General features: G+C 61.2%; 11 protein-coding genes and 1 pseudogene. 9 read left to right on the top strand and 3 right to left on the bottom strand.

Going from position 1 to position 13,326, the window contains the following annotated elements:
• The first annotated feature begins 351 nt into the window (after positions 1-351).
• Positions 352-2,649 (top strand): Tex family protein, encoded by a 2,298-nt coding sequence (locus tag SPO_RS21370; protein ID WP_011242085.1) that lies wholly within the window; start codon positions 352-354, stop codon positions 2,647-2,649.
• A 40-nt stretch (positions 2,650-2,689) separates the two neighbouring features.
• Here the strand turns inward: SPO_RS21370 and SPO_RS21365 are convergent, their stop codons facing one another.
• Positions 2,690-3,379, bottom strand: a complete 690-nt coding sequence (locus SPO_RS21365; RefSeq protein WP_011242084.1) for a DnaA N-terminal domain-containing protein — start codon at positions 3,377-3,379, stop codon at positions 2,690-2,692.
• Between the two features lie 478 nt (positions 3,380-3,857).
• On the opposite strand from SPO_RS21365, the gene SPO_RS21360 reads away from it, so the two are divergent.
• Together SPO_RS21360 and SPO_RS21355 are read left to right on the top strand one after the other, a co-directional pair.
• Positions 3,858-5,165, top strand: a complete 1,308-nt coding sequence (locus tag SPO_RS21360) for an AAA family ATPase (RefSeq protein WP_011242083.1) — start codon at positions 3,858-3,860, stop codon at positions 5,163-5,165.
• On the top strand, positions 5,162-6,259 hold the full coding sequence (locus tag SPO_RS21355) for a ParB/RepB/Spo0J family partition protein (protein ID WP_011242082.1): 1,098 nt from the start codon (positions 5,162-5,164) through the stop codon (positions 6,257-6,259). The genes SPO_RS21360 and SPO_RS21355 overlap by 4 nt, the downstream gene beginning before the upstream one ends.
• 33 nt (positions 6,260-6,292) lie before the next feature.
• On the opposite strand, the gene SPO_RS21350 is transcribed toward SPO_RS21355, so the two are convergent.
• Positions 6,293-7,339, bottom strand: coding sequence for a tyrosine-type recombinase/integrase (locus SPO_RS21350; protein WP_011242081.1), 1,047 nt, complete (start codon positions 7,337-7,339; stop codon positions 6,293-6,295).
• 256 nt (positions 7,340-7,595) lie between these two features.
• Here SPO_RS21350 and SPO_RS23545 point away from each other — a divergent pair.
• Positions 7,596-7,736 (top strand): annotated as a pseudogene (locus SPO_RS23545) (IS6 family transposase); the annotation flags it as partial.
• On the opposite strand, the gene SPO_RS21345 reads toward SPO_RS23545, so the two are convergent.
• Entirely contained in the window at positions 7,735-8,358 is a 624-nt protein-coding gene (locus SPO_RS21345; RefSeq protein ID WP_230981819.1) for a GntR family transcriptional regulator, read from the bottom strand. The pseudogene SPO_RS23545 and the gene SPO_RS21345 sit on opposite strands and share 2 nt — an antisense overlap.
• Before the next feature lie 326 nt (positions 8,359-8,684).
• On the opposite strand from SPO_RS21345, the gene SPO_RS21340 reads away from it, so the two are divergent.
• The 5 genes from SPO_RS21340 to SPO_RS21320 all read left to right on the top strand — a co-directional run bounded on the left by SPO_RS21340 (position 8,685) and on the right by SPO_RS21320 (position 13,321).
• A complete protein-coding gene (locus tag SPO_RS21340) occupies positions 8,685-9,872 on the top strand; it encodes an ABC transporter substrate-binding protein (protein WP_011242079.1) in 1,188 nt (395 codons plus the stop codon).
• A gap of 89 nt (positions 9,873-9,961) precedes the next feature.
• A complete protein-coding gene (locus tag SPO_RS21335) occupies positions 9,962-10,831 on the top strand; it encodes a branched-chain amino acid ABC transporter permease (RefSeq protein WP_011242078.1) in 870 nt (289 codons plus the stop codon).
• A 4-nt stretch (positions 10,832-10,835) separates the two neighbouring features.
• Positions 10,836-11,816, top strand: a complete 981-nt coding sequence (locus SPO_RS21330) for a branched-chain amino acid ABC transporter permease (protein ID WP_011242077.1) — start codon at positions 10,836-10,838, stop codon at positions 11,814-11,816.
• Positions 11,813-12,595, top strand: a complete 783-nt coding sequence (locus SPO_RS21325) for an ABC transporter ATP-binding protein (protein WP_011242076.1) — start codon at positions 11,813-11,815, stop codon at positions 12,593-12,595. Before SPO_RS21330 ends, SPO_RS21325 begins: the two co-directional genes overlap by 4 nt.
• A gap of 3 nt (positions 12,596-12,598) precedes the next feature.
• Positions 12,599-13,321 (top strand): ABC transporter ATP-binding protein, encoded by a 723-nt coding sequence (locus SPO_RS21320; protein ID WP_011242075.1) that lies wholly within the window; start codon positions 12,599-12,601, stop codon positions 13,319-13,321.
• Positions 13,322-13,326: the final 5 nt, after the last annotated feature.

Raw genomic sequence — 13,326 nt, 5'->3', positions numbered from 1 at the left:
CTTTCGAGAGGTGACGGCTATCCGGTCTTCTATGCAACAAAGCGTTTGCTGCAACTTCTGGTCTGCGAAATTGGTGGGATTGTTTTAAGACAATACGTAGTGTCGGTTATGTCTGCTTTGGACAAACTTGCCTCAAGAAAATACTTTGCTCCTGCAGCAATTCTATTGCTGCGAGCGCGCGCAGTGAAAAATACCAATTCACAGGTAGGGCTCAATGCCGACATTCTCCGCATCCACGCGGCCCGATCAACATATACCCCAACCGGCCCGCTTAAGCGTACACCACTCCCCCTTCCCCTCCCCTGCCCCGCTGGCTAGATAGGATCTCCAACCTATCTGGGAGAATTCTTCTTGGACCGTATCGCCCGCACCATCGCCGCCGAAATCAATGCCCGCCCCGAACAGGTGGATGCCGCGGTCAAGCTGCTGGACGAAGGCGCCACCGTGCCCTTTGTCGCCCGCTACCGCAAAGAGGCGACCGGGGGGCTGGACGACACCCAATTGCGCACGCTGGCCGACCGGCTAACCTATCTGCGCGAGCTTGAGGCGCGGCGCGAGACGATCCTGGGGTCGATCCGCGATCAGGGCAAGCTGACCGACGAGTTGTCGCTGATGATCGCCCGGGCCGAGACCAAGGCGCAGCTCGAAGATATCTATCTGCCCTACAAGCCCAAGCGCCGCACCAAGGCGATGATCGCCCGCGAGAACGGGCTGGAACCGCTGGCCGAGGCCATACTGGCCGACCGCAAAGCCGAGCCCGAGACGCTGGCCCAGGCCTATCTCTCCGAGGGGGTGCCCACGACCAAGGACGCGCTGAACGGGGCTCGCGATATCGTGGCCGAGCGCCTGACCGAGGATGCAACCCTGCTGGGCGAGCTGCGCGCCTTTCTGCACCGCGAGGCGATGCTGAGCGCCAAGGTGATCGAAGGGCAGGAACAGGCGGGCGCCAAGTTCTCTGACTATTTCGCCCATTCCGAGAAATGGGCCACCACACCGTCGCACCGGGCGCTGGCCATGCTGCGCGCCCAGAAAGAGGGCGTCGTGACGCTGGATATCGCCCCCGATGCCGAGGGCGCGGCGCGCGCCGAAACCATGGTGGCCTCGCGGCTGGAAACCCGTGGGTCCGGCCCCGGAGACGCGTGGCTGCGCAAGGTGGCCGGCTGGACCTGGCGGGTGAAACTGTCGCTGTCGATGATGGTCGACCTGATGGGCGATCTGCGGGCCCGCGCGCAGGAAGAGGCGATCCAGGTCTTTGCCCGCAATCTCAAGGACTTGCTCTTTGCCGCCCCGGCCGGGGCGCGGCCCACGCTGGGGCTTGATCCCGGCATCCGCACCGGGGTCAAGGCAGCGGTGGTCGATGCCACCGGCAAGCTGGTGGCGACCGACACGCTCTATCCGTTCCAGCCCAAGAACGACCTGCGCGGGGCGCAGGCCAGCATCGCGCGGCTGATCGCCCAGCACGGCATCGAGCTGATCGCCATCGGCAATGGCACCGCCAGCCGCGAGACCGAACGGATGGTGGCCGACACGCTGAAACTGCTGCCGAGTTCGGTGAAGGCCCCCACCAAGGTGGTGGTGAGCGAGGCCGGCGCCTCGGTCTATTCCGCCTCGGAACTGGCGGCGCGCGAATTCCCGGGGCTCGACGTCAGCTTGCGCGGCGCGGTGTCGATCGCCCGGCGGCTGCAGGACCCGCTGGCCGAACTGGTTAAGATCGAACCCAAAAGCATCGGGGTCGGCCAGTATCAGCACGATGTCGACCAGCACCGGCTGGGCCAGATGCTGGAGGCGGTGATCGAGGATGTGGTGAACGCGGTCGGGGTCGACCTCAACACCGCCTCGGCGCCGCTGCTGGCGCATGTCTCGGGGCTGGGGCCGGGTCTGGCCGAGGCCATTGTCGCCCATCGCGACATGAACGGCGCGTTTGCCGCGCGGCGCGACCTGCTCAAGGTGGCCCGCCTCGGGCCCCGCGCGTTCGAGCAATGCGCAGGCTTCCTGCGCATCCGCGACGGCAAGGAACCGCTCGACGCCTCAGCCGTGCACCCTGAGGCCTATGAGGTCGCCCGCCGCATCGTCGGCGCCTGTGGCCGCGATATCCGTCAGATCATGGGGCATGAGGGCGCTTTGAAAGGTCTGCGGGCGGAACAGTTCGTGACCGAAAGCTTCGGCCTGCCCACCGTGCGCGACATTCTGGCCGAACTGGAAAAGCCCGGCCGCGACCCGCGCCCCAGTTTCGTGACCGCCTCTTTTGCCGACGGGGTCGAGGACATCACCGACCTGCGCCCGGGCATGGTGCTGGAAGGCACCGTGACCAATGTCGCGGCCTTTGGCGCCTTTGTCGATATCGGGGTGCATCAGGACGGGCTGGTACATGTCAGCCAGCTGGCCGACCGGTTCGTCAAGGACCCGCATGAGGTGGTCAAGACCGGCCAGGTGATCAAGGTCACGGTGACCGAGATCGATGTGCCGCGCAAGCGGATCGGGCTGAGCATGCGCAAGGATGGCGGCGCCTCGGCCCGGCAGGAGAAGCCGGCACGCTCGGGTGGTCCCCGGGACCGCAGCCCGCGCGGGCCGATGCAATCGGGCCCCAAGGGCGGTGGTGGCTCTGGCGCGCTGGGGGCGGCGCTTCAGGACGCGCTGCGCAAACGCTAGGCGCCCGCTCCTCCGCCCTGCGGGCGTCCTCGCTGCCCCCCTACCCCGCCGCCTCGATCCGGATCGACCGGATCGAGGGGTCGATGCGCGAATAGGCGGCCAGCAGCCGCCCGCTCCACTGAGCGGCGATGTAATCGGCCATGAACCGGCTGGGCGCCATCAGCACCGCGCGCCCGCCGCCGCGCTCGACTTCGCTGAGATGCTGGAACCAGCTCGACCAAAGCTCGGGGTCGCGCCCGTAGAGCGCGGCCTGCACCTGCGCCCAGACCGGATCGTCACTGCTCTCGCCAAGCGGAGGCGGCACATGCAACGGCACCACATTGCCCGCCGTTTCGGCTTGCGGCGTCTCGTCCAGCCGTGCCTCGAAATCGGGGCCGATCACCGCCCAGCTGGTGCGCGTGTCCAGCAGCATCTGTTTCAGATCGAGCTCATAGACGCTGACCCGGCCTCGCACCCCGGGACGTTTCACCGTGACCCAGCCCAGCGTGCGCAGCCGCGCCATTTCGCGTTTCACGGTGCGTTCGTCCACCGACCACAGCCGCGCGATCTCGTCCCGGCCCATGGACAGCTCGTTACGTTGCCAGTTGTACCGGGTGGTGATCAGCGCCGAAAGCCGCAGGATCAGCCGTTGGCGATGCTTGTCACCGGCCAGGGCATGCACCGCCAGCGCCGACAGTATATCGTATTTCAGGGCCGAGGCATTGCGCCCGACCGGTTTTGCGATCTGCATTATCCAACTCTCTGCTCGTCTGCCTCGACGATGGGATCTGCTGTCCCGTGCCGTCGGTCCGGCGTCTTCCCAACGCTTTTCCCGATCTTGTGACAATTAGCGTCCAAAGCTTCGATTCTGTCAAGCAGCTTGGCGATCGGCCCCCTCCCCTTCCCCTTTTCAAAGAAAGAAAAAAGGTGAAGTACTGGTGAGGGGGGACATCCTGGCTGTCCCCGTATCGGCTCCTTTTGTCCCCCTATCAGGGGTATTCCGGCGACTAAGTGACCCCATATCTTGCGGAGCGCTACCAAAGAGACTCGGTCGAATCGCGGCGTTCTGTCTGCCCCGGCCCCGAATCGGAAGCCCCCTGTTTTCAAGGGCTTTCTTACCCGCGGGTAAGGTCGCATCCTCATGATATTTCCTTTTGCCATAAATGCAAATACAGCGTAAATGGGTAAGCATAGAAAATTAGCGTCCTGAGACAAAGGAAGCCCGAGGCATGTATACACACGAAGACCTGAGTCACCTGCGCAACCAGTCGCTGAAGCTGCAAGGCTGGATCCGGCAGCAGACCTTCAGCCCCGAGATGGAAAAGACGCTGCGCCGCTTTTCCAGCTGGGAGGTGAGCGAGCTGATCTTCAACGTCAACCAGTCGACCTTTCGTGGCAAGCTGGTCGCCGACCCCACCCTGCCCGGCGGCGAGGTCGAGCCCGATGGCCGCCAGCGCTGGTTCAGCCTGGAAGAGGTGAACGAACTTCGCCGCCGGCTCAAGATCAACCGCAAGTCTCTGATGCCGCCGCGCCCGGCGGGCAAGCGCGCGATCCGCGCGGCGGTGGCCAATTTCAAGGGCGGCGCGGGCAAGTCGACCGTCGCCCTGCATCTGGCCCATGCCGCCGCACTGGATGGCTATCGGGTGCTGGTGGTCGATTTCGACCCGCAGGCGACGCTGAGCCATTCCATGGGCCTGACCGATGTGGCCGAGGATTACACCGTCTGGGGCATCATGGCGCGCGACCTGATCCGCGAGACCGAGCGGATGAACAACCGCGCCGCCGCCGCCGAAAGCGGCACCACCCTGCCCCGCCGCCAGTTGCCCGCCTCGATCACCGGCATGGGGCTGGGCGATCTGCGGGTGGGTGATTTCATCAAGCCCAGTTCCTGGTCGACGATCGACGCGATCCCCTCCTGCGCCAACGCGGCCTTTGTCGAATTCGCCAGCGCGCAATACCGGCACCTGAACCCGGAATGGTCCTTCTTTGCCGCGGTGTCGCGCTATCTCGATCAGATCCCCGATGACGCCTATGACCTGATCCTGTTCGATTGCCCGCCCGCCATCGGCTATCAGTCGATGAACGCGGTGTTTGCCGCCGACATGCTCTATATCCCCTCGGGGCCGGGCTATTGGGAATACGATTCCACAACCTCTTTCATCGGACAGCTGGCCGAGGCGTTGGAGGATCTGTCGCACGGGTTCGATGGCGTCTTACCCACGGGTAAGATTGGCCTGCCCAAGACCTTTGCCGAGATCCGCTTTATCCTGACCCGGTATGAACCGGGCAACGCCCTGCACCAGGCGATGTACGAGGCGTTCCGCAAGGTGTTCGGCCATCACGTCACCGACCACCCAGTCGAGATGACGCGGGCGGTGGAACAATCGGGCCGCTTCCTCAATTCGGTCTATGAAATGGATTACCGCGAGATGACGCGGGAAACCTGGCGCCGCGCGCGCGGCACATTTGACAATGCCTATCGCGAGTTCCGCGAGGTGATGTTGTCGGCCTGGTCCAAGCTGGAGGATGACGCATGACCCGCAAGCGCAGAATCTTCGATATCGACATGCCGGCGATGGAGGACATTCCGGTCGGCAAGGTGCCCGACAAGGTGCTGGACAAACACCGGCGCGGCCCGATGGCAACCGCGATCTCGGAAAACGCCGACGCGCTGCGCGACCGGCAAGAGACCGAAGATCGCATTCGCGCCGAGAACGACCAGCTGGCGCATGAGCTGGTGCGGCTAAAGAAAGAGGGGTTGATCACCGATCTGGTGCCGCTGGACGCGGTTCATGCCGAGCGGCTGACCCGCGACCGCGCCGCCGGGCCGGACCCGGAGCTGGACGAGCTGAAAACCTCGATCCGCGAAATCGGGCTGTCGAACCCGATCCGGGTCGAAAAGCGCGCCGATGGCGGGTACGAGCTGGTGCAGGGCATGCGGCGCCTGTCGGCCTATCGCGCGCTTTACGAGGAAACCGGGGATGAACGGTTCGCGCGCATTCCGGCGGGCATCCTGGCCAATGCGCCGACGGATGATCAATACCGGCGCATGGTGGACGAGAACCTGATCCGCAAGGATATCTCGTTTGCCGAAATGGGCGCGCTGGCCCGCGCCTATGCCGAGGACCCGGCCAATGACTGCGCCGATGTGGACAAGGCGGTATCGGTCCTGTTCAAATCCGCCAGCTATACCAAGCGCAGCTATATTCGCGCCTTTGCCAGCCTGCTGATGATGCTGGGCAAGTCGCTGGAACACCCCAACGAGATTCCGCGCAATGTGGGTGTCGATCTCAAACGCAAGCTGGATGGCGATCCGGGGTTGGTCCGGGCAGTCAGTTCCGCCTTGCTGGCGCAGCCGGGGCGGAGTGCGGCGGACGAGGTGGCGATCCTGCGCGGGTTTGCCGAAGGGGCAGGGGTGCCGGAACCGCAGGCGCGCACAGCGGCGCCCAGCGGCGACAAGACCCGCCGGGCCAAGACAACCTTTCAGATCAGCCGCCCGAGCGGGATCGCGAAATGCTCGGCCTCGAACGGGCGGATTGACCTGCGTTATAACCTGGATTTCACCCGCATCGACCGGCAGAAGCTGGAACAGGCGGTGGCAAAACTGATCGACAGTCTGCAAGAGGACTGACGATATGCGGTCTTACCCACGGGTAAGACCGCCTTACCCCAGCAGATCGGTTGCGGGGTTTTCGACAATCTCAACATCGTCGTAATAGCGCTGCGCCTGCGCCACCGAGCGATGCAGGCTAAGCCGCATCGCCGCCTGGATCGGCGCGCCGTCCAGCGCTGCCTGGGTCAGAAAGCCCGAGCGCAGCCCGTGCGGCGAGGCGAAATCCTGCGGCAGCCCGGCAAGCTGCAACCGGTGGCGCACGATCTGATAGATCGCGTCCGGGGTCAGGCGGCGGGTCAGCACGCGGTCGGATTTCGACACCGGGCGGAACAGCGGCCCGTCCTCGATGCCCGAAACCTCGAGCCAATGCACCAGCGCCTGCGCGGCGCGGCCCTTGAGCACCAGGCGCGGGGTGGCGCCGCGCCGGGTGGTCTTGGTCTCGACCAGCATCAGCCAGGCGATCCCGTCGGCGGCGAAATCCCTGAGCGAAACATCCTCGACCCGAAGCGAGGCAATCTCGGAACGGCGGCGGCCGCCACTGGCCCAGCCCAGCATCAGCAGCGCCCGGTCGCGGCAATCGCGCCGCGAGCCACGGCAGGTTGCGAGCAGCTGTTCCAGAACCGGCCGGGTGATCGGGTTGCGCGACTTGGGCGCCGTGGGCCGCGCCGCAGCGCGCCGGGCCTTGGCGCGGGCCTGTTTCAGCAGCGGGCTGTCAAACGGGCTGTCGAGGTTCTTCATCCGGTGAAAGGCCTGCCACGAGGCGATGCGCCGGTTCAGCGTTGCGGGCGCCGGGCAGGCCAGCGAGCGGCGCAGGCCGCGCGCGATCAGCGCCTCGGCCACCTCGCGGGCGGGGCCGGTTGCGTCGCCCAGATCGCGGCTGTGGTCGAGAATGAAGCGCAGGGCGCATTCATGCTGTTCGGGCCAGGCCAGCGGCGCGCCAAAGCTGAGCTGTTTCCAGGCGGTGAGATAGAGCAGGTCCCGCTCGTAAGCGCGCAGGGTGTTTTCGGGGGTGCCACGCACATAGAGATCGTTGAGCGCCTGACGGTCGTTTTCCGAAAGGGCAGGGGGCGTGGCCGGTTGTGGTCTGACGGGTTTCATGGGCGTCAGAGTGGCATATTTTCGAGCATTCTCATAGACACATGATAAATGAAAGTTATCAGAACTAATTGTCGAAACCAGGCGAATCACATGTGGTGTGCAAAAGAGAGAATTTATGATCATTACGATTTCGAACCTCTGTGCAAAAAGAAGAATTCGAACTTGTAATCCGTTCCGGCACGGACCGATTGAACCGGGATTGATGAGCTTGCCGTTGTCTTGTCAGGATGTGGCGGGTCTGCTCGCAAAGCGCGGGATCACCGTTGACCGGCCCGTGGCAATTGTGACCGACAAGGCGCACTCATATCGAGGCGTCATTTGCGAAATCAATCATCGCTATGATCCGCATCTTGACCCTATCCGCCACGTCGGCAGAAAGTGGCGCAATAATCCGATCAATCCGATCCGAGAATCGCCGCCAAGTCATCCTGGGGCACCTGGCGCATGTCCATATCAAGACCGTTTTGAATGTGGTTGAGATGAGAAATAAGCAAGGTCTCGGCCATTTCCGGGTCTTGTGACTGGATCGCTTTCAGGATGTTGTTGTGTTCATCATCCGGGCAGCTGGCGTTTTCTGATGATCCAAACAGGCCGACGATCAGTGAAGTGCGCGTGACGAGCTCGCGCATCATGCGGAAGATGAACTTGTTTCCGGTCGCTTGGGCAAGCTTGGTGTGAAACTCACCAGACAGCCGAATGATCTCCGTGCGCTCTTTTCTCTCGCGGGCGGCATCTTCCAGGGCGATGTGTTCAGTCAGGATCGTCAGATCAATGTTGCCTGAGCTCTGAGCAAGTTGCCGAACGAGCGGTGGTTCGATCAACATCCGGGCCGCAAACACTTCGTTTGCCTCTGCCGTGTCGGGGCAGGCGACATATGCGCCCCGATTTGACTGCAGCTCGATGATGCCCTGACTCGACAACAGCAGAAGTGCGCGCCGAACGCGCATGCGGCCAACGCCGAATGTCTCGCAAAGGCGCGCCTCACTCAGTTTGGTCTTCGGTGCCAAACGTTGTTCCATGACGGCCTTATAGATCCGTTCAACAATGACACTTTCATCCGATCCCGACGGCCGGTCCGGTGTGGCTCTGCTGCTTTGCTGCGGATTGGAGGGCACAAGTACACTTTCTAGACGGGTGAGTCTTTCGACGATCTCTGGCTGCTAACGCTTAAACTCCGGGCAGTCTAAGGCCAAGTGCAGGAAATTGTCGACCCATTCGAAATTTTTGTTGACAAGAATTGTTAACAATCGTGAACTGACCCCACGGCATGTATGGGGATTCCATCGAGCTGCCGGACAAGAACGGCGCGAAAAGTGCCAGAACTGAATTCAACGGGAGTTTGAACATGCAACGAAGATCACTCATGAAAGCAGCAATGACGGCTGCAACACTGACCGCATTTGGCACAACTGCTGCTCTTGCGGAGAACCCGGTCCTGAAAATCGGCTTTGTTGGTGTGACCAGCGGCCCGGCTGCGGCATGGGGCATATCGAACCAGCGCTCGATGGAAACGCGGGCGGCCTGGATCAATGAAACCGGCGGTTACACCATTGGTGGCACGACCTATGACATCGAAATCGTGTCCTTTGACGACCAAAAGGACCCCAAGCGCGCGATTGCGGGCATGGAACGGATGGCTCAGGAAGGAATCCACTATGTCGTGGGCCCGAATGTCGACGACGGCGCCGCGGCTGTGCGCCCGGTGGCTGAAGCCAACGGGATCATGTACTTCCCATACGCCTTCCCGAAAGAGCTTTATCAGGCGCCTGCTTCGAACGCGGTTCTTGGTATGGTTGCCAACTACCAGTCTGGGCCGGCGATCTACAAATACCTGATGGAAAAAGAAGGTGTGGAAACGGTTGCGTTCATCGCGGCCAACGAATCTGATCCGCTGAGCCAGCGTGATGGCGGCGTGGCTGCGGCCGAAGCTCTTGGTCTGAAGGTTGTTTCTTCCAGCGTCACCTATCAGGTCGATACCACGGATTTCACGCCAGTTCTGACCCCTGTGATGCGCACACAGCCGGATTTGCTGGTGTTGTCGGGCGTGTCGCCGGCCAACGCCCCGCAGCTCATTCGATCTGCGCGTGAGCTTGGGTTCCAGGGCCTCATCTCGACAGAAACAGCACAAGATGCCGGTGTTTTGGCCGAAGGCGCTGGTGATCTTGCAAACGGCTTCATCTCTGTCGGTGGTGCATCCACACCAGAGCTTGCGTCGCCGATGATGAATGAATTCGTCAAGCGCTACACCGAGATGTTCGGGGAGTACAACGACGAGTCCAACACCAAGGTCTATGCGTTGGAATACATTCTGGAGACGCTGAAAGCCAATCCTGCCGCGATCGAGGATGTGGCCGCTTTCCAGGCCACCATGGACACATTCGAGGCGCCAAATCCCTACATGAACGGTGACGCAACACTCCGCTATGTCGGCATGACATCCTTCGGCCAGCGCCGCCAGGTTGCGGTGCCTTTGGTGGTGAATGTCTATCAGGATGGCGCGTTCGAAACGCTGTTCGTCGCCGCAGTCGACTAAAGACACCTCTTTCTGCTTGTGACCAGTCCCTGAGCAGACCCTCCCCGGGCCGCACATGGCCCGGGGCTTTTCCAGGAAAGAACACCACGATGGAACAGATTTTGGCCAATGGCGTCTATCTGGGGTCCCAATACGCGATGATCGCGCTTGGTCTGACTCTGATATTTGCCCTGATGAACGTCCTCAATTTTGCCCATGGGCAGATGTATGTGATCGGCGGCTTCGTCACTTACACCTTCTACGGTCAATGGGGCATCCCGTTTGTCCTGGCGCTGGTGATGTCTTGCGTCACGCTGGCCATCCTTGGTGCATTGATCGAGAAATTTCTCTTTGCGCCGGTGATCAAAGGATCGGCGCGTGAAGAAAGTACGATGCTGCTGGCCGCCGGCATCGCCTTTTTCCTCGATGCGTTGATCCTGCTGATCTTCGGGGAAAAGCAGCGCGGTGTTCCCAAGATCGTCGACGGCGTGTTCAACTGGGATTTCCGGATCATCATGCCCTATGACCGCATTCTGATCTGTGTGCTGGCGATCCTGTCAATCGTCGCCTTCATCGGACTGATGCAATACACGAAGACGGGCCGCGCCTTGCGCGCGCTCGCCCAGGATCGGACAGCGGCCCAGCTGATGGGCGTGAATGTGGATCGGTACTCGATGATCGGTTTTGCGCTTGGCGCGATGCTTGCCGGCCTCGTCGGTGGCCTGCTGGTCACGATCACAGGGGTTAACCTTGGTATGGGCGGGCCCACGTCGATCAAGGCCTTCATGATGGTCATGATCGGAGGCGCAGGTGTGATTTCCGGCGCGATCTGGGGCGGCATTATCCTGGGCTTCATGGAGGCGATCGGCCTCGCTCTGCTCTATCAGTACGGAGATATCACCTATCTGCTGATCTTCGTCTCCCTGATGATTTTCCTCGCCATCAGACCGCAAGGCCTGATGGGCAAGCCCTGGGGTTGACGTGATGCTCGGATTTTCTTCAAAGCAACTGATCGGCACCGGAATATTCCTGTTCGCGATCTTCATCGGCGTTCCGCTCGTCATCGGGGCAACGGGACGCTGGGACTTCTACTTCACCCTGACCTCGGTCGCCCTGCTGGCAATCGCAAGTGCGGGAGTGTGGCTGACATTCTACATCGGCCGGATCAACATCGGCCAAGGCGCGTTTGCGCTGATCGGCGCGTATGTCTCCGCCATTCTGGTGGTCAAGGCGGGATGGTCCTTCTGGATAACACTGCCTGCTGCCGGCTTGTTTGCAGCCATCGTGGCGATCCTGGTCGGGCTGCCGATCTTGCGCCTGCGCGGAGTCTATTTCGCGATGATCACGCTGGTTCTGACCCAGGTGGTGACACTGACAGCCTTGGCGCTGCCCATCACCAACGGCGCGAAGGGCATATCGAACATCCCCCTGCCTTCCGGTCTGTCGATCCTTGGCATCCCGCTGATCCCGGATTTCGGCGCGATGGAAAACACCAAGCTGGCCTTTTACCTGACCGCCTGCATTCTGATGGTCGCGACCTATGCAGCGCTATACCGGCTGGTCAATTCGCGTCTCGGGCACCTGTGCCGGTCGATGCAGCAGAACGAGGAACTGGCAAGTTCCATCGGTGTGAACATCGCCTACATCCGCATCGTGATTTTCGCGATTTCCAGTTTCTTTGGTGGCATTGGCGGGGCGATGTTCGGGGCGATCGCGCAGTCGGTCTATCCCTCCACCTTTGTTGTCGCTGATTCCGTCAACTTCATGCTGAACTGCTTTCTGGGCGGCCTTGGCTATGTCTTTGGCCCCATGCTTGGCACGCTGGTTCTCTACTTCGGATGGGACCTTTTGTTCGAGATCGGCAAGTATCAGATGCTCGTCTATTCGATGATCCTGATCGCCGTGATCCGCTTTCTTCCCAACGGATTGCTGAGCGTCCGCTTTGACAAAGGGGACAAGAAATGAGCCCTCTTCTCCAGGTCAGGAACGTCACCAAGAAATACGGTGGTCTCACCGCGAACAACGACGTCAGTTTTGATGTTGCCGAAAACGAGATCTTGTCGGTTATCGGTCCGAACGGTGCGGGCAAATCCACGCTGTTCAAGATGATCTCATCATTCACATCCACGACATCCGGCGAGGTGCTGTATCGCGGAGAGCGTATTTCGAACCTCAGGCCCCATATCGTTGCCAGAAAGGGTGTCGTGCGGACCTTTCAGGAGACAACGATCTTCAAAAGCATGACGGTCCGCGAAAGCGTCGTTGTCGCGCAGCACCTGCGGGCAAAGGCCTCTTTGGCCGGGTATTTCCTGGGGTCAAAGGCCGCAAAAGACGACGTGTCAGCCTTCGGCAAATACGCCGACGAATTGCTGGAATTCCTCGGCATGTCGGAAATCGCAAATGAATTGGCCAGCAATCTTCCTCAGGGAAACCTGCGGGCCCTTGGCATCGCGATCGGCCTTGCAACGGATCCCAGGGTGCTTCTGCTCGATGAGCCTTTCGCCGGGATGAACCATGATGAGACGATGAACATGGTCAATCTCGTGCGCGCTGTCCGGGACGACCGTGGTGTGACGGTCATGTTGGTCGAGCATGACATGCCGGCCGTCATGACAATTTCGGATCGGATCGTCGTGTTGAACTTTGGCGAAAAGATCGCCGAAGGCACGCCGGCTGAAATCCAGAACAACGAAAAAGTCATCGAGGCCTATCTGGGCAGCGTCGACGATGAGATCGGGATGTAAACCATGACGGCCATGTTGGATTTCAAAGACGTCGAACTCTACTACGACCATGTTTACGCGCTCAAAGGTGTGTCTCTGCATGTGAACAAGGGCGAAACCGTCGCGTTGATCGGGGCCAATGGCGCGGGCAAGTCATCTATCCTGCGCGCCATTACCGGCCTGGCCAAGCCGAAAAGCGGCTCTGTGACATTCGAACAAGCGCGCGTGGACGGCACCGATCCGTCGGCAATCGTCAAGCGCGGCATCGCCATGGTGCCCGAGGGCCGCCGCGTATTTCCGTTCATGTCCGTCAAGGACAACCTGTTGATGGGGGCCTTCACCCGGAGCGATAAGGCCGACATTCAGAAAACGCTCGACAATATCCTGACCCGCTTTCCCCGTCTCAAGGAACGCTATACCCAGGCGGCAGGCACCTTGTCGGGTGGTGAGCAACAAATGATGGTGATCGGCCGCGCATTGATGGCCAAACCCAAGCTTTTGTTGCTGGATGAACCCAGCCTCGGGATCGCGCCCAAGCTGGTGCAGGACATTGCCCGGTCCATCGTCGCCATCAACCGCGATGAAGGTGTGTCGGTGCTGCTGGTCGAGCAGAACTCACGCATGGCACTCAGCATTTCACACCGTGCCTACGCCATGGCGACGGGGAACGTTGTGATCGAGGGCAACTCCAAAGAGCTGTTGCACGATGACCGGATCAAGGCTGCGTATCTTGGCGGTGAGGTGTGATCTGA

It is taken from the genome of Ruegeria pomeroyi DSS-3 (genome assembly GCF_000011965.2).
Classification (GTDB): Bacteria; Pseudomonadota; Alphaproteobacteria; order Rhodobacterales; family Rhodobacteraceae; genus Ruegeria_B; species Ruegeria_B pomeroyi.
This window is presented reverse-complemented; position numbering and strand designations above follow the sequence as displayed.

What these genes read in the sequence shown, in the direction of transcription:
- SPO_RS21335 (WP_011242078.1), top strand. Translation starts at nt 9,962, where the DNA reads ATGGAACAGATTTTGGCCAATGGCGTCTATCTGGGGTCCCAATACGCG.
- SPO_RS21340 (WP_011242079.1), top strand. Translation starts at nt 8,685, where the DNA reads ATGCAACGAAGATCACTCATGAAAGCAGCAATGACGGCTGCAACACTG.
- SPO_RS21350 (WP_011242081.1), bottom strand. Translation starts at nt 7,339, where the DNA reads ATGAAACCCGTCAGACCACAACCGGCCACGCCCCCTGCCCTTTCGGAA.
- SPO_RS21345 (WP_230981819.1), bottom strand. Translation starts at nt 8,358, where the DNA reads ATGGAACAACGTTTGGCACCGAAGACCAAACTGAGTGAGGCGCGCCTT.
- SPO_RS21355 (WP_011242082.1), top strand. Translation starts at nt 5,162, where the DNA reads ATGACCCGCAAGCGCAGAATCTTCGATATCGACATGCCGGCGATGGAG.
- SPO_RS21365 (WP_011242084.1), bottom strand. Translation starts at nt 3,379, where the DNA reads ATGCAGATCGCAAAACCGGTCGGGCGCAATGCCTCGGCCCTGAAATAC.
- SPO_RS21320 (WP_011242075.1), top strand. Translation starts at nt 12,599, where the DNA reads ATGACGGCCATGTTGGATTTCAAAGACGTCGAACTCTACTACGACCAT.
- SPO_RS21325 (WP_011242076.1), top strand. Translation starts at nt 11,813, where the DNA reads ATGAGCCCTCTTCTCCAGGTCAGGAACGTCACCAAGAAATACGGTGGT.
- SPO_RS21330 (WP_011242077.1), top strand. Translation starts at nt 10,836, where the DNA reads ATGCTCGGATTTTCTTCAAAGCAACTGATCGGCACCGGAATATTCCTG.
- SPO_RS21360 (WP_011242083.1), top strand. Translation starts at nt 3,858, where the DNA reads ATGTATACACACGAAGACCTGAGTCACCTGCGCAACCAGTCGCTGAAG.